This window comes from Joostella atrarenae (assembly GCF_021764745.1).
Taxonomy (GTDB): domain Bacteria; phylum Bacteroidota; class Bacteroidia; order Flavobacteriales; family Flavobacteriaceae; genus Galbibacter; species Galbibacter atrarenae.
The window spans coordinates 611,054-632,778 of record NZ_JAETXX010000001.1 but is presented as its reverse complement, the minus strand read 5'-3'; the positions used below and the strand labels follow the sequence as shown (position 1 = coordinate 632,778).

The 21,725-nt window shown below is 33.8% G+C and carries 22 protein-coding genes and 1 pseudogene; 15 read left to right on the top strand and 8 right to left on the bottom strand.

What is annotated here, in order from left to right:
• Positions 1-173 precede the first annotated feature (173 nt).
• The 3 genes and pseudogenes from JM658_RS02780 to JM658_RS02770 form a co-directional block, all read right to left on the bottom strand.
• Positions 174-929, bottom strand: a pseudogene (locus JM658_RS02780) (SDR family oxidoreductase).
• 82 nt (positions 930-1,011) lie between these two features.
• The gene (locus JM658_RS02775) at positions 1,012-1,569 is read right to left on the bottom strand and encodes a TetR/AcrR family transcriptional regulator (RefSeq protein ID WP_236957699.1); all 558 of its coding nucleotides are present in this window, start codon (positions 1,567-1,569) and stop codon (positions 1,012-1,014) included.
• Positions 1,570-1,747: 178 nt separating this feature from the next.
• A complete protein-coding gene (locus JM658_RS02770) occupies positions 1,748-2,878 on the bottom strand; it encodes a PepSY-associated TM helix domain-containing protein (RefSeq protein ID WP_236957698.1) in 1,131 nt (376 codons plus the stop codon).
• Between the two features lie 273 nt (positions 2,879-3,151).
• On the opposite strand from JM658_RS02770, the gene JM658_RS02765 reads away from it, so the two are divergent.
• The 3 genes from JM658_RS02765 to JM658_RS02755 all read left to right on the top strand — a co-directional run bounded on the left by JM658_RS02765 (position 3,152) and on the right by JM658_RS02755 (position 6,027).
• Positions 3,152-3,739, top strand: a complete 588-nt coding sequence (locus JM658_RS02765; protein ID WP_236957697.1) for a HupE/UreJ family protein — start codon at positions 3,152-3,154, stop codon at positions 3,737-3,739.
• A gap of 209 nt (positions 3,740-3,948) precedes the next feature.
• Positions 3,949-4,380, top strand: coding sequence for a deoxycytidylate deaminase (locus JM658_RS02760; RefSeq protein ID WP_236957696.1), 432 nt, complete (start codon positions 3,949-3,951; stop codon positions 4,378-4,380).
• 3 nt (positions 4,381-4,383) lie between these two features.
• Positions 4,384-6,027: a S41 family peptidase gene (locus JM658_RS02755; RefSeq protein ID WP_236957695.1), complete on the top strand. Its 1,644-nt coding sequence runs from the start codon at positions 4,384-4,386 to the stop codon at positions 6,025-6,027.
• On the opposite strand, the gene JM658_RS02750 is transcribed toward JM658_RS02755, so the two are convergent.
• The 5 genes from JM658_RS02750 to JM658_RS02730 form a co-directional block, all read right to left on the bottom strand.
• On the bottom strand, positions 6,024-6,572 hold the full coding sequence (locus JM658_RS02750; protein ID WP_236957694.1) for a CopD family protein: 549 nt from the start codon (positions 6,570-6,572) through the stop codon (positions 6,024-6,026). The genes JM658_RS02755 and JM658_RS02750 overlap by 4 nt on opposite strands.
• Positions 6,573-6,596: 24 nt before the next feature.
• A complete protein-coding gene (locus JM658_RS02745; protein WP_236957693.1) occupies positions 6,597-7,961 on the bottom strand; it encodes an MATE family efflux transporter in 1,365 nt (454 codons plus the stop codon).
• Between the two features lie 4 nt (positions 7,962-7,965).
• Complete coding sequence (gene hemH, locus JM658_RS02740) at positions 7,966-8,994, bottom strand: ferrochelatase (protein ID WP_236957692.1); 1,029 nt, start codon at positions 8,992-8,994, stop codon at positions 7,966-7,968.
• A gap of 103 nt (positions 8,995-9,097) precedes the next feature.
• Positions 9,098-9,871, bottom strand: coding sequence for a ThuA domain-containing protein (locus JM658_RS02735; RefSeq protein ID WP_236957691.1), 774 nt, complete (start codon positions 9,869-9,871; stop codon positions 9,098-9,100).
• Positions 9,872-9,894: 23 nt separating this feature from the next.
• Positions 9,895-10,752, bottom strand: coding sequence for an AraC family transcriptional regulator (locus JM658_RS02730; protein ID WP_236957690.1), 858 nt, complete (start codon positions 10,750-10,752; stop codon positions 9,895-9,897).
• 235 nt (positions 10,753-10,987) lie between these two features.
• On the opposite strand from JM658_RS02730, the gene hemA reads away from it, so the two are divergent.
• From hemA to JM658_RS02670, 12 genes are all read left to right on the top strand, one after another.
• Positions 10,988-12,241 carry a glutamyl-tRNA reductase gene (gene hemA / locus JM658_RS02725; protein WP_236957689.1) on the top strand — a complete coding sequence of 418 codons (1,254 nt, stop codon included), beginning with the start codon at positions 10,988-10,990 and terminating at the stop codon, positions 12,239-12,241.
• Positions 12,238-13,155, top strand: a complete 918-nt coding sequence (gene hemC / locus JM658_RS02720) for a hydroxymethylbilane synthase (RefSeq protein ID WP_236957688.1) — start codon at positions 12,238-12,240, stop codon at positions 13,153-13,155. The genes hemA and hemC overlap by 4 nt, the downstream gene beginning before the upstream one ends.
• Before the next feature lie 83 nt (positions 13,156-13,238).
• Positions 13,239-14,894: a TrkH family potassium uptake protein gene (locus JM658_RS02715; protein ID WP_236957687.1), complete on the top strand. Its 1,656-nt coding sequence runs from the start codon at positions 13,239-13,241 to the stop codon at positions 14,892-14,894.
• Positions 14,895-14,905: 11 nt separating this feature from the next.
• Positions 14,906-15,598 carry a potassium channel family protein gene (locus JM658_RS02710; RefSeq protein WP_236957686.1) on the top strand — a complete coding sequence of 231 codons (693 nt, stop codon included), beginning with the start codon at positions 14,906-14,908 and terminating at the stop codon, positions 15,596-15,598.
• 9 nt (positions 15,599-15,607) lie between these two features.
• Positions 15,608-16,252 (top strand): uroporphyrinogen-III synthase, encoded by a 645-nt coding sequence (locus JM658_RS02705; RefSeq protein WP_236957685.1) that lies wholly within the window; start codon positions 15,608-15,610, stop codon positions 16,250-16,252.
• A gap of 27 nt (positions 16,253-16,279) precedes the next feature.
• Positions 16,280-17,308: a uroporphyrinogen decarboxylase gene (gene hemE, locus JM658_RS02700; RefSeq protein ID WP_236957684.1), complete on the top strand. Its 1,029-nt coding sequence runs from the start codon at positions 16,280-16,282 to the stop codon at positions 17,306-17,308.
• The gene (locus JM658_RS02695) at positions 17,309-17,812 is read left to right on the top strand and encodes a DUF6973 domain-containing protein (protein ID WP_236957683.1); all 504 of its coding nucleotides are present in this window, start codon (positions 17,309-17,311) and stop codon (positions 17,810-17,812) included. It abuts the gene before it with no gap.
• Positions 17,813-17,834: 22 nt separating this feature from the next.
• Positions 17,835-18,233 carry a hypothetical protein gene (locus tag JM658_RS02690; protein WP_236957682.1) on the top strand — a complete coding sequence of 133 codons (399 nt, stop codon included), beginning with the start codon at positions 17,835-17,837 and terminating at the stop codon, positions 18,231-18,233.
• A 3-nt stretch (positions 18,234-18,236) separates the two neighbouring features.
• Positions 18,237-19,142, top strand: coding sequence for an oxygen-dependent coproporphyrinogen oxidase (hemF, locus tag JM658_RS02685; protein WP_236957681.1), 906 nt, complete (start codon positions 18,237-18,239; stop codon positions 19,140-19,142).
• Entirely contained in the window at positions 19,130-20,101 is a 972-nt protein-coding gene (locus JM658_RS02680; protein WP_236957680.1) for a DUF4421 family protein, read from the top strand. Before hemF ends, JM658_RS02680 begins: the two co-directional genes overlap by 13 nt.
• A 20-nt stretch (positions 20,102-20,121) precedes the next feature.
• The gene (gene hemB, locus JM658_RS02675) at positions 20,122-21,111 is read left to right on the top strand and encodes a porphobilinogen synthase (protein WP_236957679.1); all 990 of its coding nucleotides are present in this window, start codon (positions 20,122-20,124) and stop codon (positions 21,109-21,111) included.
• Positions 21,112-21,114: 3 nt separating this feature from the next.
• Positions 21,115-21,618 carry a DinB family protein gene (locus tag JM658_RS02670; protein WP_236957678.1) on the top strand — a complete coding sequence of 168 codons (504 nt, stop codon included), beginning with the start codon at positions 21,115-21,117 and terminating at the stop codon, positions 21,616-21,618.
• Positions 21,619-21,725 lie beyond the last annotated feature (107 nt).

Genomic DNA, 21,725 nt, shown 5'->3' with positions numbered 1-21,725 from the left:
TACTGTCTAATTTACTAATTAGTGAAACTGCTAATTTTTCAGCATAATGCCTAAAGCTTTGAGCTTTTAGTATTTATCGGTATAAAGCATCACACTCCTTAATAATTACTATAACGCAAAAAGAGGCAGGATTAAATCGCTGCCCCTTTAATAAATTAAATGTATCTAAATGCTTATTTTGTTGTATAACCACCGTTTGCCAAAATGGTCTGTCCGGTAATCCACCACCCATCAGTAGCTAAAAATGTAACTATAGGAACGATGTCTTCTATCTGTGTTAATCCTCCCAATGCAGATGCAGACTTATGATATGCTACAGCATCTTCGCCTTCTTGTCCGTAGAAAAAAGGAGTATCCATTGGTCCAGGTGCTACTGCCTATACAGAGATTCCACGCCCTCCAAACTCTTTGGAAGCTGCTCTTGTAAAGTGCTCCACTGGCGCTTTTGCTCCAGCATAAGTAGAGTACAAGCCTGTATATGCTCCTAATAATGATGTTAGAATTGTGATAATCTTACCGTTGTCTTCAACGCTTTTTCCTGCCTCTTGAATAAATAAATAAGCTGCTTTGGAATTTACATCGAACATGGTATCATATTCGCTTTCGGTAGTATCTACAAATGGTTTCTTTAATACCATTCCCGCTGTATTTACAGCTACATCTACCCTACCATACTTATCTTTTGCCGCTTTAAAAAGCTGCTTTACATTTTCAACCTTTGTTAGATCACTTTGAATACTAAAAGCTTCTCCCCCATTATCTACTATATCTTTAACAGTATTTTCAGCATCAGATTTTGATTTATTACTATGATAATGAACGACTATTTTCGCTCCCTTCTTTGCCATTTCTCGACTTATTAATCCGCCAAGATTTTTAGCTCCACCAGCAACAACAACTACTTTATTATTTAATTCAATCTTACCCATAACTATCTGTTTGTTTATACTTTAAACAAAACTACTCTTATAGGACTGAATATTCATTCAGTAATTGTTAAATAAAAAACAATTATTTTTTTATAGAATCCCACGCCATTTGAAGCAATACATTTTTGTATTCATCATCGATAATAATCTTCATTTCTTTAGCTGCTTTTAACCAATATGCAATGGATGTAAAAACAAAATAAGTAAGATGCGATGCTTCTATTTCTTTAAATAAACCTTCTGTATGTCCTTTTTCATAGAGCGCATCGAAATAATGGAACCTTGACATTGCCTTTTTCTGAGTGTCAGAATTTACAATTGGAGAGAAAGCATATTGACTAATAAAATTGAACTTCATAGGGTGCTGCAAGAAGTAATCGATCATCCTACCATAATAATCATAAAACGTTTCCTTTACGGATGGGTTATGACCATTATTAACAAATATCATTTCGGCCTCCTCCTCTTTAATCTTCACATAAATTCCATTTATAATATCTTCCTTGTTTTTAAAATACTTATAAATGGCTCCTATCCCTACTTCAGCCTTATCTGCAATTTTAGATATTGGAGTACGCTCCAAACCCTCTTCTATTATAACATTTAAGGCAGCATTTAATATCCGTGTTGGTTTATCCATCTTGAAAATATTTTCAGCAAAGATACATTATACCCTCTTTGTATTTCTAATAGAGGTGATTGGTGTCTATTCAACTTCAAAAATAAACCTTATATATACAAAAAGCGTGAGGAAATCCCTCACGCTTTTTCACTTTCAATTAAATGCCATACACTGGCCGGTACTGTATATAAGTGGTTTATTTTTTCTTTTTCTTCATTTTATTTAGCCAGATAAGTGTTCCTGTTATTGGCAGACTAGTAGCAATTAAACAAGCCAAAAAGTATAGTATCTGTGAGAACAAACCAAAAATCTGCCCTGTATGGATTGGCTTTATAAGACTTGCAATTCTAACAATAAGAGGCTTATCATTAAAGTATTCTTTTTTAAGTACATTCCCGTAAATATCTAGCGTTAAAGCATCTGCTGTTACAGGAGAAAATGAGCTTTTATTGTATTTACTAATGCTATAAAATTTATTTTTTTTACTTGGAAAAGAAACTCTAGTATCTCCTTCAAAATCAAACTCCTTATTGGTAATAGCAACAGCTTCCTCTAAGGTAATTGTTTTAGAATCTTGTGCTTTTACTTCTATAGCAGGACCTCCGCCACGGTTACCAAAAACTTTAGTTCCTATTACAGCGCTAAGTCCATCTCTATAACCTTCAAAAGACCAGCAAAGCCCTGTAAGTCCCATAATGACAATAAAAATACAAGCATAGAAACCTAATGTATTATGTAAATCGTGATTAACACGCTTCCAGTTAGCATTGGTTTTAATTTTAAAACCGCTCTTCATATTCTTCCATTTCACCTTTTTAGGGAACCAAAGTACAATACCAGAAACGGAAAGAATTAAAAATATAATAGTAGCAATACCAACAATTGGTCTTCCCACAGGAACTTCTAACATTATCCAACGGTGCATACGAAACATAAACATCATAAACCCATCTGCACTCGATTTTGGCGCTTTTAGAATTTCTGCGGTATATGGATTCACATAAAAAGCACTCCCTCTTCGATCTTTCGGGTTAGTTTTTACCGTAAACTCATAAGGTTGATTTGCTTCAGCAGGCAACGTAACACGAGTAAGTTCTCCTTCTACACTTTCATTTATCAAAGCAGTAAGTTCTGAAACAGATTTTGCCTCTCCGCTAGGAGTAACAACCATTTTTTCAGTAAAAATATCTTTTATCTCATGCTCAAATGTCAGAAAAGTTCCGCTCAAACAAACTAAAAATAATATGATCCCACTTCCTATTCCTAACCATAGGTGAATATCGTTTATAAACTTCCTTATTCCGTATTTCTTCTTCTTTTTGGTCATATGTTTGCTAGTTGAATCATAAAATCTTGTGCCATTTTAGTGTAAACACTTAGAAATAGCCTGTTTGTTTGAAAAGTCAAATATATTTTATCGAATATAAACTTCAAAATTAATTTAGACTAATTTTAAATAAATTAACTTATTTAGCTGAAAAGCAATAATTTGATCTGATAATTACTGAATTTTATCATTTAAATTAGGCAAGGATTTTATAAAAAGGATTCCTCTTTTTAAAATAGTTGTAAATTTGAAAAAACCCTTAAACCAATCGCAATGGATCAATTTTGGTTCTACTTTAAGCTGGGACTTGAGCATGTATTAGATATTAATGCATACGATCATATCCTATTTTTTATAGCGCTAACAGTGCCTTATACTTTTTCTAACTGGAAAAAAATACTATGGCTAGTAACCATGTTTACAGTTGGACATACGCTATCGCTAATTCTAGCTACCTATGGGGTAGTTTCTATAAGTTCAAGTATTATAGAATGCTTAATTCCTGTAACTATTTTTGTGACTGCTGTATTTAATATTTTCACCGCTGGAAAGGGAGCAAAAAAGGAGACATTCGGTTTAACATTTTTTACTACTTTATTTTTCGGACTGATTCACGGATTAGGATTTTCAACATACTTTAAGCAAATAGTAGCCAGTTCTTCCAACAAGATACTCCCGTTACTAGAATTTGCATTAGGAATAGAAGCCTCACAGATTATTGTAGTCCTTATTGTTCTAATTTTAGGATTTATCTGCCAGTCGGTATTTAGATTTAACAAACGAGATTGGGTAATGGTCATCTCCTCTATTGTTGTAGGATTTGTAATCCCGATGCTAATGAGCTCATGCGTATTTAATTAGATTAAAATTAACTTCTTGCATGTTGTAATTACGCAGTAAAGCCGTTATCTTCGTTTTTATAATATAACACCCTTAAATAGTACATAAGGGTTTATTTTTTCACTCAATTATCAGTTTTCTAAATCAAATTAAGGAATCGGTTATGGTAATTGTTTCAAATAAAAATACCTTTTGGAGGTATCTAAAAGGCATTGTACTCCAATAATATTATGGCTGGAAAAAAGCAAGCAAGATACGATAGGGCATATTTAAGAATGGCACAAGAATGGGGTAAATTATCTCATTGCAAAAGAAAACAAGTAGGTGCTATTATTGTAAAAGATAGAATGATTATTTCTGACGGGTATAATGGTACTCCAACAGGATTTGAAAATGAATGTGAAAATGAAGAGCATTTTACAAAATGGTATGTTTTACATGCTGAAGCAAATGCTATTTTAAAAGTGGCTTCTTCTACTCAATCCTGTAAAGGCGCTACCTTATACATTACCTTATCCCCCTGTAAAGAGTGTAGCAAATTAGTGCACCAAGCAGGAATCACAAGAGTTGTTTACAGTCGTGCTTACAAAGATTGCGAAGGATTGGAGTTTTTACAAAAAGCAGGCGTAGAATTGCTACATCTTGAAAATTTAGAAGAATAATAAATGCTCAAAAATAAAAATTATTTATGGCCTATAATTATTGCCTCAGTTCTTGCTGTTGGTATTTTTATTGGTGGAAAATTAAATTTTAATGACAGTCCGGAATTACTTTTCTCTACTAATTCTAAAAAAGACAAACTTAATAGACTCATAGATTATATAGATTACGAATATGTAGACGATGTAAATACCGATAGCATTGTAGACGTTACCGTAAATAATATCTTAGATAAATTAGATCCACACTCTGTATACATTCCAAAAGAGCAAGTTGCTAAGGTTGCCGAAACGATGAAGGGTGATTTTGTAGGGATTGGAGTTAACTTTTATATGTATAAAGATAGCCTTGCTGTTATAAGACCCGTTGCCGGTGGTCCAAGCATAAAGGCTGGAATACTTGCTGGAGATAGAATTCTTATGGCTGATAATGATACTTTATACGGTAAGAATATTAGCAGTGAGCAGGTGGTAAATACCTTAAAAGGAGATAATAAAACAAATGTAAAGCTTACCGTTTACAGACCTTCAGAAGATAAAATCCTTTCATTTAATATAAAAAGAGCAGAAGTGCCGCTTAAAAGTGTGGATGCTTATTATATGATAGAGGACGACTTTGGATATATAAAAGTAAATCGTTTTGCTGAAAGTACTTATCGTGAATTTAAAAGTGCTTTAGACGAACTTCAGGAAAAAGGAATCACCAAATTGGCTTTAGATTTAAGAAACAACCCTGGAGGATATCTAAGTATTGCTGAAGAAATTGCTGATGAATTTTTGGAAGACGATAAACTGATACTTTTCACCAAAAATAAAAGTGGCGCTATTCAAAAGGCATTCGCTTCTAGAAAAGGAGACTTTGAGGATGGTGAAATCTATATCTTAATTAATGAAAAGTCTGCTTCTGCCAGCGAAATTGTAGCAGGAGCAATTCAAGATAATGATCGCGGAACAATAGTTGGAAGGAGATCGTTTGGAAAGGGACTTGTACAACGTGAAATGAGCCTTGGAGATGGATCTTCAGTAAGACTTACCGTTTCTCGTTACTACACTCCAACCGGGAGATCTATACAGCGTTCTTATGAAAATGGAACTAAAGATTACTACCAACAGTTTTATAAAAGGTTTGAAAATGGAGAGTTACGCTCTGCAGACAGCATAAAGGTAGCCGATTCTTTAGTTTTTAAAACTCCAAAAGGTAAGATTGTTTATGGAGGTGGAGGTATTATTCCAGATGTTTTTGTTCCTTTAGAAGGGACACAAGAGGAAGCTTGGGTAAATACCATGCTCGATTCTGGATTTATGTCTTTTTATACTTTTGAATACTTAGATACTCACAGAAATAAGTATAAAAACATCTCTGAAGACGACTTTATTAATACTGTTGTTATTGATGAAGAAATGGTAGATGAATTTATGTATTATGCTGATGATAATGGATTGAATATAGACCTTAACCCATACAGAGAAAATCTAAAGCTATACATAAAAGCCACCCTAGCCGATCAATTATATGGCGAGAATGCACATCAGCAGATATTAAAAGATAGCGATTTAATGCTACAAGCTTTAATTCATATTGATGATGTGGAAGAAGATGCTAAAGAGAATCAAATAGAAGCTACAACTACAGTAGAAGAGAACAACTAAGCGTCAGGGTTTTTATCTTGAATACGTTTGTAAAGTTTAATTCCTAGCATTAATAAGATTCCAAGGGCAAAGATTCCTACCAAGCCATAAATCCAGTTAACACTATCTTTAAGAATCACCAAAAAGACTACAGAGAATAAAATGATTGTAGCTCCTTCATTCCAAATACGCATAAATTTGGAGGTATAATTTACCACCCCATTTTGTAATTGCTTGAAGATTTGATGCGTTTTTAAATGATATAAAATAAGTAAGAATACGAACAGTAATTTTACATGCATCCAACCCTGCTGTAACCAAGCTGGAGATAAAACTAGCAACCAAACTGCAAAAATAGTAGCCAATATTGCTGATGGCCATGTAATAATATACCATAATCGCTTTGCCATTAACCCTAACTGTTTCTCTAGAATTTCTTTTTCTGGTGAAGGCTTAGCAGAAGCTTCAATTTGATATACAAACAAACGCGGTATATAAAACAACCCCGCAAACCAAGTGATTACAAAGATTAGATGTAATGCCTTTATAAAATTATAGTATTCCATTTTAGATCTTATTTAAATATACCCTCATACTTTCGCTATTTCGGGTTTCTTTATAGTCGCTTTTATTTCTCTGTTTAAAAAATACCCTGCTACAATGGTTGATAACACATCTGCAATAGGAAATGAAATCCAAACCCCCAATTCTCCATAAAATTTAGGAAGGATTAATATCAGTGGAATAAAGAAAAACCCCTGTCGTGTTAAAGTTAATAATAATGCTGGTATTGCTTTCCCTATCGCTTGAAAGTAAGCAGAGCCTATTAATTGAATTACTACAATTGGTGTTGCCGCAAAAACCCAACGCATGGCACCTGGAGCTTTTGAGAGAGCTTCATCACCATCTTTTGTAAAAATATTAGCAATCTCTTCCGGGAAAATCATGATTAATATAAAGATCATAAAACCCAAAATCATAGCATACTTGATAGCAGTATTAATAGACTCTCGAACACGTTGGTATTTCTTTGCTCCATAATTATAACCTGCAATCGGTAAGAAACCTTGGGTAATTCCTAATACAGGAAACAATGCAAACATTAGCATTCGCCCGATAATAGCATAAACCGTAACCGATGACGCTCCGCCAAGATCGAACAAAATATTATTCAGAAATAAATAAGTAACACTAACCACCGCTTGTCTAGCCAAAGTAACCCCTCCTAAAGAAGCTATTTCACTAACAATACTTTTATTTAAACCGAAGTGAGAAAAATTAATCTTCAACTCGGAGTTTTTAGATAAGAAAAACCAAACAATATAAACAAAACAACAGATATAAGACCCAGATGTTGCCCATGCAGCACCTTCCATCCCATAGTCCAAAACATTGATAAAAAGATAATCGAAAATTAGATTCCCAAGGGAAGGGATAATCATTGCTACCATTGCAAACTTGGGTTTCCCCTCTGCTCTAATTACATTATTACCAAGCATAGAAAGTGCCAGAAAAGGAACTCCATACAATACTATTCTATAATAGATTTTTGCTGGCTCAAAGATCTCCCCTTTCCCTCCAAAACTAGGAATAATAGTATCTATAAAATACAAACCTCCAATTACAAAAATGGAGGTTAGTAATAATGTAAGCGTTATTTGATTCCCAAAAACTTTTAAAGCTTTTGGTCTGTTTTCGGCACCTAAAGCTCTTGAGATAATCGAAGATCCTCCTATCCCGATTGCCATCCCTAAAGCGGCAATAAAAAAGGAAACAGGTAATACCACATTTATTGCGGCGATGGCTATAGAACCAATCCAATTCCCTACAAAAATAGTATCTACCAGAATATTCAGCGACATTACTAAAATTCCGATAGATGCAGGAACTGCTTGTTTTACCAGAAGCTTCCCAATAGGATCTGTTCCTAATTCTTTAGAAGATGCTTTCGACATATGTTTATTTCAGTACAGGACTTTTTGCCCATTCATCAACCCATCTCGCTAGCACTTTTACCCACGCCTCATCATCATTTAAGCAAGGAACCAAGTGAAACTGCTCTCCTCCATTTTCTTTGAACTCATGGCGAGCTTCCATTCCTATCTCCTCTAATGTTTCTAAGCAATCAGAAACAAAAGCAGGGGTAATAACAGCTAATTTCTTAATTCCCTGTTCAGGAAAACTGTTAATAGTAGCATCCGTAGATGGCTTTAACCAAGGATCTATCCCTAAACGCGACTGAAAGGAAGTTGTAAATGTACCTTCTTTTAAATCTAAATATTCTGCTACCTGCCTTGTGGTTTCATAACATTGATGACGGTAACAAAATTGATGAGCCGGAGATGCCGTTTTACAACATTGTCCGTCTATTTTACAATGTGACTTCGTGATGTCCGATTTTTTGATATGTCTTTCTGGAACTCCATGATATGAAAACAATACATGTTCCCAATCTTTATCTTTTAATTCATCTTGAATAGACTCCGCTAAAACTCGAATATAATCTGGGTGGTTATAAAAGGCAGGCACATTTGTAAACTGCATTTCTGGGAAATGCTTCTTACGAATCTCCTCCGCTAAAACCAAAATAGTTTCTGTAGTTGCCATTGCAAATTGCGGATATAATGGAATTAACAAAACCTCATCTACACCTTCATTTTTTAAAGCTTCTAATCCGCTTTTTATAGAAGGATTTCCATAACGCATAGCTAATGCAACCGGCACACTAGTAAGTACATCTACTTTATCTTGTAAACGTTCAGAAAGTACTATTAATGGAGAACCTTCTTCCCACCAAATTTTCTCGTATGCTGCAGCCGATTTCTTAGGACGTGTATTTAATATGATACCTTTTACGATAAAAGTACGCAACCATAATGGCATATCTATAACACGCTCATCCATTAAGAACTCACCTAAATATCGCTTTACATCCTTAGGATCTGTAGAATCTGGAGAACCTAAATTCACCAATAAAACTCCCTTCATTAATTATTCTTTAATAAATTATTTAGCAAAATTACTATTTTGATTACTAATCTTTTTCATTTTGAACGTTAACCTTTCAATAGTAGTATAAAGAAATCTAATGCTACTCTCTTTCTAGGCAATAAAAAATCCCTCCTAAAATATGCTCCACAAATAGCGGCTCAGAGAACGACTCAATCGAGTGCCCGCCACCAGTGTAAAAAGCACGTCCGCCATCAAACTCATGATACCATGCTATTGGATGATTGTCTCCATTTGTTCCTCCTTCATAGGAAGACTCGTCGAGCTTCATCAGCACATTCATCTCAGGATTTATATTTTTAAAATTATACCATTCGTCTTTTCTATTCCATACCGCTGGCAATCCTTTTGTAGAAATATGATTTCTATCTATAACATTGATAGCTGCATCTCTAGTTCCACTTGGATGATTTACAAAATAAGCTCCTACTAGTTTTCCGTACCAAGGCCATTCAAACTCAGTATCTGTGGCAGCATGAATCCCCATAAAGTTTCCTCCTCCTTGGATATATTTTTTAAAAGCTTCTTGTTGCTCTTCCCCCAAAACATCTTCTGTAGTGGAAAGAAACATCACCATCTTATATTTCTTTAGATTATCAAGGTTAAACTGTAATGAATCTTCTGTATGTGTTACTTCAAAATCATTTTCAGCTCCTAATTTTTCAATTAAAGCTACTCCTGTCTCAATAGATTTATGACGAAATCCAGCAGTTTTTGTAAATACTAATACTTGATCTTGAGCTACAACTTCTTCACTTTGTGATGATTCTGATAATGTAACTGTTTCTTTTTCTGAATTATTCTCTTTACATCCAAAAAGGGAAATTAAAACAACTGTAAATAATAGGTTTTTCATTGTTGGTTATTGGTTTTTATGGTTTATTGATTTAATGCCATTATATATTTTTTTGGAGTAGTGCCATACTTCTTTTTAAAAGCAGCAATAAAATGACTTGCGGTGCTGTACCCAACTTTTAATCCGACTTCATTAACGTTTAGCTCGCCCGTTTCAAGCATTTTTCGTGAACACTCCATCTTATAATCGAATAAAAAACTATACACAGAATCTCCATATACTTGTTTAAAGCCTTCTTTTAAACGCTTTAAATTTAATCCAATTTCATCAGAAAGTTCTTGTAAAGATGGTGGCTCTGCCATTCTTGCAATTACAATATCTTTTGCTCTTCTGATGCGTCTTACATTATCTTCATCAACTAAAAAAGGACATTGTTCTGTATCTGCATCTTCAGGTCTGTTAAAATAAAGTCCAAGTAACTCATATACTTTTCCTTTGAGATATAATTTTTTTATGGATTTATGAAGGTTATAATTCATTATCTGACTAAGTACAACAGACATAATCGGTGTGATTTGTGTCGTATTATAATACTTCTTATCTATATTATCTTCATCTAAAAAGTGAATGTAATTTGCTTCCGTAGAAAATAGAGAATGAAACTTTTTAATAGGGATCAATATAGAAATAAGCCACGTTTTAGAGTTTAATTCTAAGTTAATCGGCAGATCTCGCTGTGGATTGTAAAGTATTAAAGCTTCTTCCTCCTTTAAGTCCAAAGCATAGCTCCCTTCATTAAAATTAAAAATAGAACTTCCCTTCAAGCAAAAATGAAATTGAAGAAAACTACTGTCAATATTTTTTGTAATATGCTGAATGTCATTTCCTTCATTTTGAATTTTCAATACTGTAAATCCTTCTTCAATAATTATTTCTTCCATAGCACTTATAGCGTTATTTTTTCAACGTTAAATGAAACTCATATTTACGTTCTTTATTTAGAACAGTTCTAAACAGACATCTTCACAACACCCTAATATACTGCGAAAATAAGACATTTTGTGAGATGTTTCATCAAAACAGAGTATTTTTCCTAAAGCGACATAAAAAGTTCTTCTAGCGTTATTTTTATAAAAGTAATAAATATAAATTTGTCCCGACATCAGAAAAAACTGAATGGAAGCTTATAACATTTCAAAACATAGTTCATTTTACATCATTGGTATTAGCTATAAAAAGGCTGATGCTGCATTAAGAGGTAAATTTAGCTTAGATGAAACTGCAAAGAACGCACTGTTAGATCAGGCGAAATCGGCAGGTATCGACGGCATCCTCGTAACTTCTACATGTAATAGAACAGAAATTTACGGATTTGCTCAACACCCATTTCAACTCATACAATTACTTTGTGGAAACTCTAACGGTACCGTTGAAGAGTTTCAAAAAATAGGATACGTTTATAAAAACAACGATGCTATTTCGCATTTATTTAGAGTAGGAACAGGTCTTGACAGTCAGATTCTCGGAGATTTCGAAATAATAAGTCAGATTAAACAAAGTTTTGCTGCTTCGAAGGCAAAAGGAATTACCAATCATTTTTTAGAGCGTTTATGTAACTGTGTAATTCAGGCTAGTAAACGAATTAAAAATGAAACTGAAATTTCTTCTGGTGCTACTTCTGTAGCTTTTGCCTCTGTTCAATATATTCTAGCCAAAGTACCAAATGTATCAAATAAGAATATTTTATTATTTGGAACGGGAAAAATTGGAAGGAATACTTGTGAGAATTTAGTGAAGCACACCAAAAATGAACATATTGTTTTAATCAATAGAACAAAAAATAAAGCAGAGAAGATTGCTGGAAAGTTCAACCTAATCGTTAAAGATTATAGCGATTTACAGGAAGAAATTCGAAAAAGTGATATTCTAATTGTAGGAACTGGAGCACAAAATCCAACTATTACAAAAGATCTTATCCATACATCAAAAGATTTACTAATTTTGGACTTATCAATCCCCAAAAATGTAGATTCTAATGTGCAAGACCACAAAAATGTAACTTTAGTACATTTAGATCAGTTATCAAAAATGACTGATGATACGCTTAAAAAGAGAGAATTATATATCCCTAAGGCGGAAGTAATCATCAAAGAGGTCGAAACTGATTTTAAACATTGGTTAGAAACAAGGAAATTTGCCCCCACAATTAAAGCTTTGAAGAAGAAGTTAAGAACGATGAAAGATGCTGAAATTGATTTTCAACGTAAGAAAATTAATGATTTTAATGACGAGCAGGCAGAAATCATCAGTAATCGTATCATTCAAAAGATAACAACACACTTCGCCAATCATTTAAAAGATAGTTCGAACACCTCAGACGAAAGTATAGAACTAATTAAAAAAGTGTTTCAATTAGAAACTTCAAAATGAACAACGTAATTAGAATTGGAACTCGCGATAGTGAATTGGCACTATGGCAGGCTAACCACGTAAAAGACCTTTTAGAAAAAAATGGTTTTGAAGCAATTATTATTCCTGTAAAATCTGATGGCGACCTTATCCTAGACAAGCCACTACATGAATTAGGAATTACTGGTGTTTTCACAAAAACGCTAGATGTTGCTATGCTTAATGGCACTGTAGATATTGCTGTACACAGCATGAAAGATGTGCCTACAAAATTACCTCAAGGCATTGTAAAAGCTGCTGTTCTGGAGCGTGCTAATAATCGTGATTTATTATTACACAAAGACACTCCAAAGGAACTAGATAAAAATGCAACCATTGCAACTGGAAGTTTACGAAGAAAAGCCCAATGGCTTAATAAATACCCAAAACATAACGTTGTTGATCTTCGTGGGAACGTAAACACGCGCTTAGAGAAATTAAAAAATAACGATTGGGATGGGGCGGTATTTGCTGCTGCTGGCTTAGAGAGAATAAATCTCAAGCCTAAAAATCACACGGTTTTAGATTGGATGATTCCTGCTCCTGCACAAGGAGCGATGTTGGTTGTTGCCTTAGAGAAAGACAACTTCTGTCGTGAAGCCTTAAAAAAGCTCAATCATTATGAAACGGACATCTGCACCACAATTGAAAGAGAATTTTTAAGTACCTTAGAGGGTGGCTGTACAGCTCCAATTGGAGCAATTGCAGAAATAGATATTGATTACCTTACCTTTACTGGTGGATTGTTTTCTTTGGATGGTAAACAAAAAGTTACTATTGAAAAAAGAATCCTAATAGAACACTGCGATGATCTTGGCGTTATTTGCGCTAAGGAGATTCTAAGCAAAGGAGGGGAAGAAATAATGAAAAAACTTAAAAAAGAATTGAGCTTGTGAAAAAAGTAAGTCCACAAAGGCTATTTTTTTTAATTATTGACTTCATAGTCATTAGTTTTCTCATATTTGATTTTGGCTTTTTTGTGTACGAGAAATTTAGAACTCACAAGCTAATTATTGTTAGCGTACTAATTTTAACGCTGTTAGCAACCAATTTATACCGCTATTTTAGTCAGAAAGATAAAACCCGTAAACTTATTAGCCTTACATACGTTGCCATTTTTGCTTCTGTAGTGCTTTTAAGTATAGGCGTTTATGTGGTAGCTTCAGAACATGTTTTGGAGCAATATCTTTTTAAGATAAAACCATTTCTAGAAGGCGCCCTATTACTCTATCTCACTTTGAGGTTGACCATATTAATACGGTATTTATACAGCTTATATTTCAATCCAGCTATCTTATTTGTAGGTAGCTTTTTTATATTTGACCTAATAGGAGCGTTCCTATTAATGCTCCCAAAGGCAACTACCGTAGGCGAGTTAAACTTTATAGATGCTTTCTTTACTTCCACGAGTGCAGTCTGCGTTACAGGCTTGGCAGTTATGGATACCTCAACAGATTTTACCGTGTTTGGGCAGGGTGTTATTTTGTTTTTAATCCAATTAGGAGGTTTGGGTATTTTAACTTTTACCTCATTTTTTGCATATTTCTTTAAAGGAGGTTCTTCTTTTAAGGAAACCCTTTATGTTAAAGATTTTGTTGCTTCGGAAACATTAAAAGATACCTTAAAGTTTGCAATGAATATCGTGCTCTTTACTTTCGCTTTAGAAGGTTTAGGAGCTATTTTTATTTACACCTCTATTGAAGATTTTACGAATATAGACCACCCTATATTCTTTAGTATTTTCCATTCTATTTCAGCATTTTGTAATGCTGGTTTTTCGAACGCTTCAGATGGATTATTTAATGAAACCCTGCGTTTCGATTATCCTTTTCAATGGGTAATTATGCTTTTAATAATCTTCGGAGGATTGGGGTACAATATAGTTTTCAACATTTATAATTATATAAAAACATATTTTAAAAATTTAATCAGCAGGAATAATAAAGCAAATTTAGTACGGGTAATTACATTAAATTCAAAAATTGTAATCAGCACTACCCTTATATTGCTACTCGCAGGGTTTGTGTTTTTCTATTTTAATGAAAACTCCAATACTTTAGCTGAACACAATACAACATTTGGTAAAATAACTGCTACGGCATTTCAATCGGTTACACCTAGAACAGCAGGATTTAATACTATTAATTATGCCGACTTAACGCTGCCTTCTATACTTTTTGTAATTTTATTGATGTGGATTGGAGGATCGCCAGCTTCTACTGCTGGAGGTATAAAAACAACAACTTTTGCATTGGCAACACTAAATATATTTGCAGTTGCAACGAACAAAAGACAAATTGAGATTGGTACCCGAAGCATAGATAACGCTACATTAAATCGTGCATTTGCTATTCTTTCCATCTCTCTAATTACCATTGGAACTGCTATTTTACTTTTGCTGTTCTTTGAGCCAGAGAGAGATCTTATTTCAATAGCTTTTGAGTCTTTTTCTGCATACAGTACGGTAGGATTGAGTCTAAATTTAACACCTACATTAAGTGTGCCCAGTAAAATTGTTATAATAGTAGTGATGTTTATTGGACGAATAGGAATGTTAAATATTCTTATCGGCGTATTGAGGCAAATGAATAATCAGTTCTACGAATATCCAAAAGAAAATATACTAATTAACTAATTTATGTTAATATGAAAATCATCATCTTTGGTTTAGGAAACTTTGGAAGCTCACTAGCTTTAAAGCTCACAGAGTCTGGTAACGAAGTTATTGGAGTGGACTTAAAAATGGAAAAGGTAAATATCTTAAAAGATAAAATTGCCCACGCCATCTGTTTGGATGCTACCAACGAGCTTGCTTACGACGCTCTTCCGCTTAAAGATGCCCACATAGCTATTGTTGCCATCGGAGAACATGAAGGTGCCGCAATTATTACTACTGCAATTTTAAAAGATAAGACATCAGCTAAAATTATCAGTAGATCGCTATCTCCTGTGCACGATACTGTTTTAAAAGCAATGGGAATTGAAAATATAATTCATCCGGAGCAAGAAGCAGCAGCAAATCTTACAGGAAAAATCAACCTGAAAAATGTACTCGATAATTTCAATTTAGATGATGAATATTCTATTTCTGAAGTAAAAGTTAACGATTCATTTCAAAATAAAACACTGCAAGAGTTAGAGTTCAGAAAAAAATATAATTTAACGATTGTTACAATCATAAGACCTTGCAATAAAAAGAATTTTTTAGGAAATCAGTTGAAGAAAAAAGAAGTAATCGGATTGCCAGATAACAATACCAAAATTCAGAAAGACGACCTCCTTATTGTCTTTGGTAGGAACGAAGATATTTCTAGTTTTGGAGAAGAAATGACTAAATGAGTTTGATATATGATAGAGATATTAAGCACTAAAAAGCTTACCACAACCCAAAGAAATATTTTAGAGGAAGCTGAAATAAATTGCATTGAGGAGGATTTTATCAAAATCGAATCACAAGATTTTAAATGTCCCCAAGTAATAGAAAATGCTATTTTCACTAGTCAGAATGCAGTAAAGTCTGTTGCAAATCATAACATTACTATTAAAAACTGTTTTTGTGTTGGCGATAAAACGGAAGCCCTGCTTAAGCATCATGGGTTTACGGTTGCAGAAAAAGCCTATCAAGCACAACTATTAGCAGAAAGAATTGTAGCTTTTCATTCTGAAAAAGATTTTACATTATTCTGCGGAAATATCCGTAGAGAAGAATTACCTAAACTATTAAAAGAAAACAATATTAAACTAGAAGAAATTCAGGTTTATGAAACGCAATTAACCTCTAAAAATATGTTTCGCACCTATGATGGTGTACTTTTTTTTAGTCCAAGCGCTGTAGAAAGTTATTCTCAGCGAAATTTATTTGAAGACACTACTGTTTTCTGCTTAGGAAAAACAACAGAAGCAGCAGCGAGAAAACATACCAATAATATTATTACTGCCAATAGAACAACCGTAGAAAACGTACTTGTACAAGTAATAAAACATTTTAAGTAACAGAATAGCATCTTTAGCATTGAAACCATGATAAAAAACGATTTATTTTTAAAAGCATTAAAAGGAGAAACTGTAAGCAGACCACCAGTATGGATGATGCGCCAAGCAGGGAGATATTTGCCAGAATTTATGGCTTTAAAAGAAAAATACGACTTCTTTACACGTTGTAGAACTCCAGAATTGGCTGCAGAAATTACAGTACAGCCAATCCGAATTGTAAAGCCAGATGCTGCAATTCTATTTTCTGATATTCTAGTAATTCCACAAGCTATGAATATAGACGTAGAAATGAAACCTGGTGTTGGTCCGTGGCTTCCAAACCCTATCCGTTCTGCTAAAGATGTGGAGCAAGTTATTGTTCCAGATATTAATGAAGAATTAGGTTATGTAATGGATGCTATTAAGCTTACCAAAGAAATGCTTAATGATGAAGTTCCGTTAATCGGTTTTGCTGGTTCTCCGTGGACTATTCTATGTTATGCCGTACAAGGGCAAGGTTCTAAAAACTTTGACCTCGCAAAAGGATTTTGTTTCTCTCAACCAGAAGCAGCACATGCATTACTTCAAAAAATTACAGACACTACCATTCTTTATCTTAAAGAAAAGGTGAAAAATGGAGTAAATGCCGTACAGATATTCGACTCTTGGGGAGGAATGCTTTCTCCTGTAGATTACCAAGAATTCTCTTGGAAATATATGAATCAAATTGTGGAAGCTCTTGCAGACGAAACAGAAGTTATTGTTTTTGGAAAGGGTTGTTGGTTTGCTTTAGGTGATATGGCAAAAAGTAAAGCTTCGGCACTTGGTGTAGATTGGACATGTTCTCCTAAAAATGCGCGTTATCTTTCTGGCGGAAACATTACTTTACAAGGTAATTTTGACCCTACAAGGTTATTATCTCCTATTCCAACGATCAAAAAAATGGTTCATGAGATGATAGACGAGTTTGGAAAAGATAAATATGTAGTGAATTTAGGTCATGGTATTTTACCACATATCCCTGTAGATCATGCAAAGGCATTTATTGAAGCTGTAAAAGAATACGAGCAAAAGTAAATGGATTTCCGTGGCATTGTAAAATCGCTTTCTATAAGTCAACTTATAAAGCTTTTCGGTATTGCCATTACGAAATTCACCTTTTTCTATTGCTTTATAAAGGCTACTAAAGATTGTATTAGGATAACAACAGAGCATTTTGGAAACGACCATCATAAAAACAATGTTGGCAATGCTTTCCGCCATGCATTATGGAATATGCTTATTACATTATATAGCATAGAAGCTGGGAAATCTATTGAAGAGTCTATTGATTGGGCCAAATATATAACCGATTGGCATGAAGATGCATTTAAAAATAGTCCTTTAGAAAGGGCCATGGATTTACATAATAATCAAGTCGGAAGAAATTGGTTTATAGACTTACATGAAGAAGGTAAGCCTCTAAAATGTCGAGACACAATAGTCTCATATCTTTTAAATAATGTTGATAAAGCAATACACATAACAAGCCTAGAAAATATAAAATCAATGCCAAATAGACTTGTTTTTATTGATAAATAGTAAAATATAACCTTTAGAGATCATGCTTAGTAAAGGATTAAAAGATGAAGAAAATGAGCGTCTAAGTCGCATTTTGGAGAGCTTATTAAAAATAGAATTCGTTCCTAGTTTATGGGAAAAAGAACAAAGACCAAAAGTAGACGAACAGCTAGAAAAGGCATACTTACTATCTTTAAAGTTTATTATAGAAACAAATGTTGACATACTGCTAGAAAAGCTTCATACTCAAAATTTATCATTCGAGAACTATGAGGAATTGGGAGATTTATTGCTGAAAATAATTGAAGTTGAGACAGATAAAAACCAACGCAACCTAGCAGACAAAGCAATTGCCATTTACGAATATGCCCAAGTGGAAAGCAAACTTTTTTCATTTGAATTAATTCAGAAAATACAGAAAGCGGAATCTTATAAAGCATAAATCATGAAAGAAAAATTCTATCAATATATACAAGAACTTCAAGATACAATCACCAATAAATTAGAAGAAGTAGATGGTAAAGCTAAATTTCAAGAAGATTTATGGAAACGCCCAGAAGGCGGTGGCGGTCGTACACGAGTAATTGAAAATGGAGCTGTTTTTGAAAAAGGAGGCGTAAATATATCTGCTGTTCATGGGCCGCTACCAAAAGCAATGCAAGCATATTTTAAAGTTGAAGATTGTGACTTTTTTGCCTGTGGATTAAGCTTAGTATTACATCCAAAAAGTCCAATGGTTCCTACTGTACATGCCAATTGGCGCTATTTTGAAATGTATGACAAGCAAGGAAATATTATAGATAGCTGGTTTGGTGGCGGGCAAGATCTAACTCCCTACTATTTATTTGATGAAGATGCAATTCATTTTCATCAAACATGCAAAACAGCCTGCGATAAGCACAACAAAAAATTCTACCCAGAATATAAAAAGAAATGCGACGAATACTTTTGGAATGCACACAGAAATGAAGCCCGCGGAATTGGAGGTTTATTTTTTGATTACTGCAAAGCTTCAGAAGATATGGATATTGAAAATTGGTTTAACTTTGTATCAGAAGTAGGTAATAGCTTTTTAGAAGCTTATGTCCCTATTGTTGAAAAAAGAAAAACTATCCCCCATTCTGAAGCGAACAGAAATTGGCAAGAAATTCGCCGTGGACGTTACGTAGAATTTAACCTTGTACATGATAAAGGAACACTCTTTGGATTGAAAACCAATGGTCGTATTGAAAGTATTTTAATGAGTTTACCTCCACATGTGCAATGGGTATACGATCATCACCCTGAAAAAGGAAGCGATGAAGAAAAACTAATCCAAGTATTGGAAAACCCTAAAGAATGGATAAAATAAAGGCTTGTTGCATTATATTTTTTATCACCTTAAGCTGCTTTGCTCAAGAAGATAGCTTAACGGATGATGGTTATATAAAAAAATTCAATAGCCTTGTTGGATTAAAACTATCTTTTATTGACGTTTCCAATAGTTTTAATTACTATGAAAGTGGTAATAAAACAACTTATGATATAATTCCTAACTTAAAACAACGCCTTTCATTAGGGTTTCAATATCGGTTTATAGAGTTTGGACTAGGAGTTTCCCCTTACTTCCTCCCAGGAAATGATGCTGACGATAATGAAGATGCAGAAATCTATAATATGAATTTTAGATTTTTCTATAAAGGTGTCATCCAAACCCTTAGTTTTTACCACCAACGTGGATTTACCATTGAAAGTAGTGCTGAAAATTATAACGCCCCTTATTTCGAGACTAATAAATTTCAAGGTTCTACAGCCATCTCTTTAAACGATAATTTTTCTTATCGTGCAACAATTGGGCAGCGGGAATGGCAAGCAAAAAGCGCTGGAAGTCTTATTCCTAAAATAGCATATGACTACACAAACTTTGTAATGGAGTCTAGCGGTTTTGACCATAATGCGAATTCTTTTAATATCTCTGTGGTTCCAGCATATCAATACAGCTATGTTATAAACGACCATATGTTCTTATCTACTGGTGCTTCGGTTGGTGTAGGATTAAATTATAATAATTTTGGTGGCAATTCTATAGTAACATCTTTATTTAGTATTTCTGCAAATGGAGTATTTGGCTTCACCTTAGATCGCTATTTCGGAGGTATTCATGCAGACTTATCAAAATTGAGGTACAGCGGGAAAAATCATGTCGAATTAGACGATAATATCACTTATGTAGATTTCTATATTGGATATCGATTTAAACCACCAAAGATTTTAACCACAACAACGGACAAAATAAATGACAAGCTCAAAATAGAAGAGCTTAATGATTAATAGAAATTAAAAATAATTATATGTTCCCTTTAAGAAGAAATAGACGTTTAAGATCTAACGAAGCCATAAGAAGCCTCGTTCAAGAAACAATCATTACCCCAAACGATTTTTTAGTGCCCTTATTTGTGGTGGAAGGTAAAAACATAAAAGAAGAAATTGCTTCTATGCCGAATTACTTTCGTTACAGTTTAGATTTACTGGAGAAAGAAGTAAAAGAATTGTGGCAAATGGGGTTAAAATCAGTATTACTATTTGTAAAAGTTCCTGAAAATTTAAAAGACAATAGAGGGACTGAAGCTTTAAACCCAGAAGGATTAATGCAGCGTGCCGTTAAAACAGTAAAAAATGTAGTTCCAGAAATGTTAATCATGACGGATGTTGCATTGGATCCATATTCTGCATATGGACATGATGGTATTGTTGAAAACGGACAAATTTTAAACGATGCTTCTACGGAAGTATTGGCTAAAATGGCACTTTCTCATGCACAAGCTGGAGCTGATTTTGTAGCACCAAGTGATATGATGGATGGAAGAATTTTAAAAATGCGTGAAACGTTAGAAAATGAAGGTTTTACAAACACTGGAATTATGAGTTACAGCGCAAAATATGCATCTGCATTTTACGGACCGTTTCGCGATGCTTTAGATTCTGCTCCTGTTGACGCTAAAGACATTCCAAAAGATAAAAGAAGCTACCAAATGGATCCTGCAAATCGCACAGAAGCGATAAAAGAAACTCAAATGGATATTGATGAAGGTGCAGATATTGTAATGGTGAAACCAGGACTTTGTTATTTAGATATCGTTAGAGATTTAAAGAATACTTTTGAAGTTCCCGTTGCAGTATATCAAGTGAGTGGAGAATATGCTATGATTAAAGCGGCTTCCGAAAAAGGATGGCTAGACCACGATGCGGTTGTTTTAGAGCAAACACTTGCTATAAAAAGGGCTGGTGCAGATATGATAGCTAGTTATTTTGCAAAAGATGTAGTAAAACTGATTTCCTAAAAGATGAAAAATGTTTTTTTTATAGTTTTCGCTCTTGTTACATATTCAATTAATGCTCAACAGGGTTCTGTGGCAGCATTCAATGAAAAATGGGAAAATTCTAAAAACTATTTATTAGAAATTGCCCAAAGTATGCCTGAGCATAATTATGGTTACAAGCCTACAGAACGAGAAATGAGTTTTAAAGAGCAATTAATCCACATAAGACAAAATATGGACTGGCTAGGAAAAACTTATTTTGATGCAGATATCACAAAGGTAGAAACGGAGAATATCAACAAAGAAGAGCTTATAAAAGCAATTACAGAATCGTTCGATGCTGTTAAAATAGCAGTAATAGAAGTTCCAGATGATAAGCTAGAAGAAAAAGTAGATTTCTTTAAAGGTGAAAAATCAAAACTTCAAATTCTAAACCTACTCCAAGATCATGTTACCCATCACCGTGGGCAACTTATTGTTTACTTAAACCTAAACAATATTAAACCTCCTAAATATGTAGGTTGGTAATCTCTACCATGTGATTAGAAATAAAAATCTAACTGTTTAATAAGTTAATTAAGTCTAGGGGAATAACCCAATTTATACTTAACTTATTAAACAGTTTTTTGTAATCC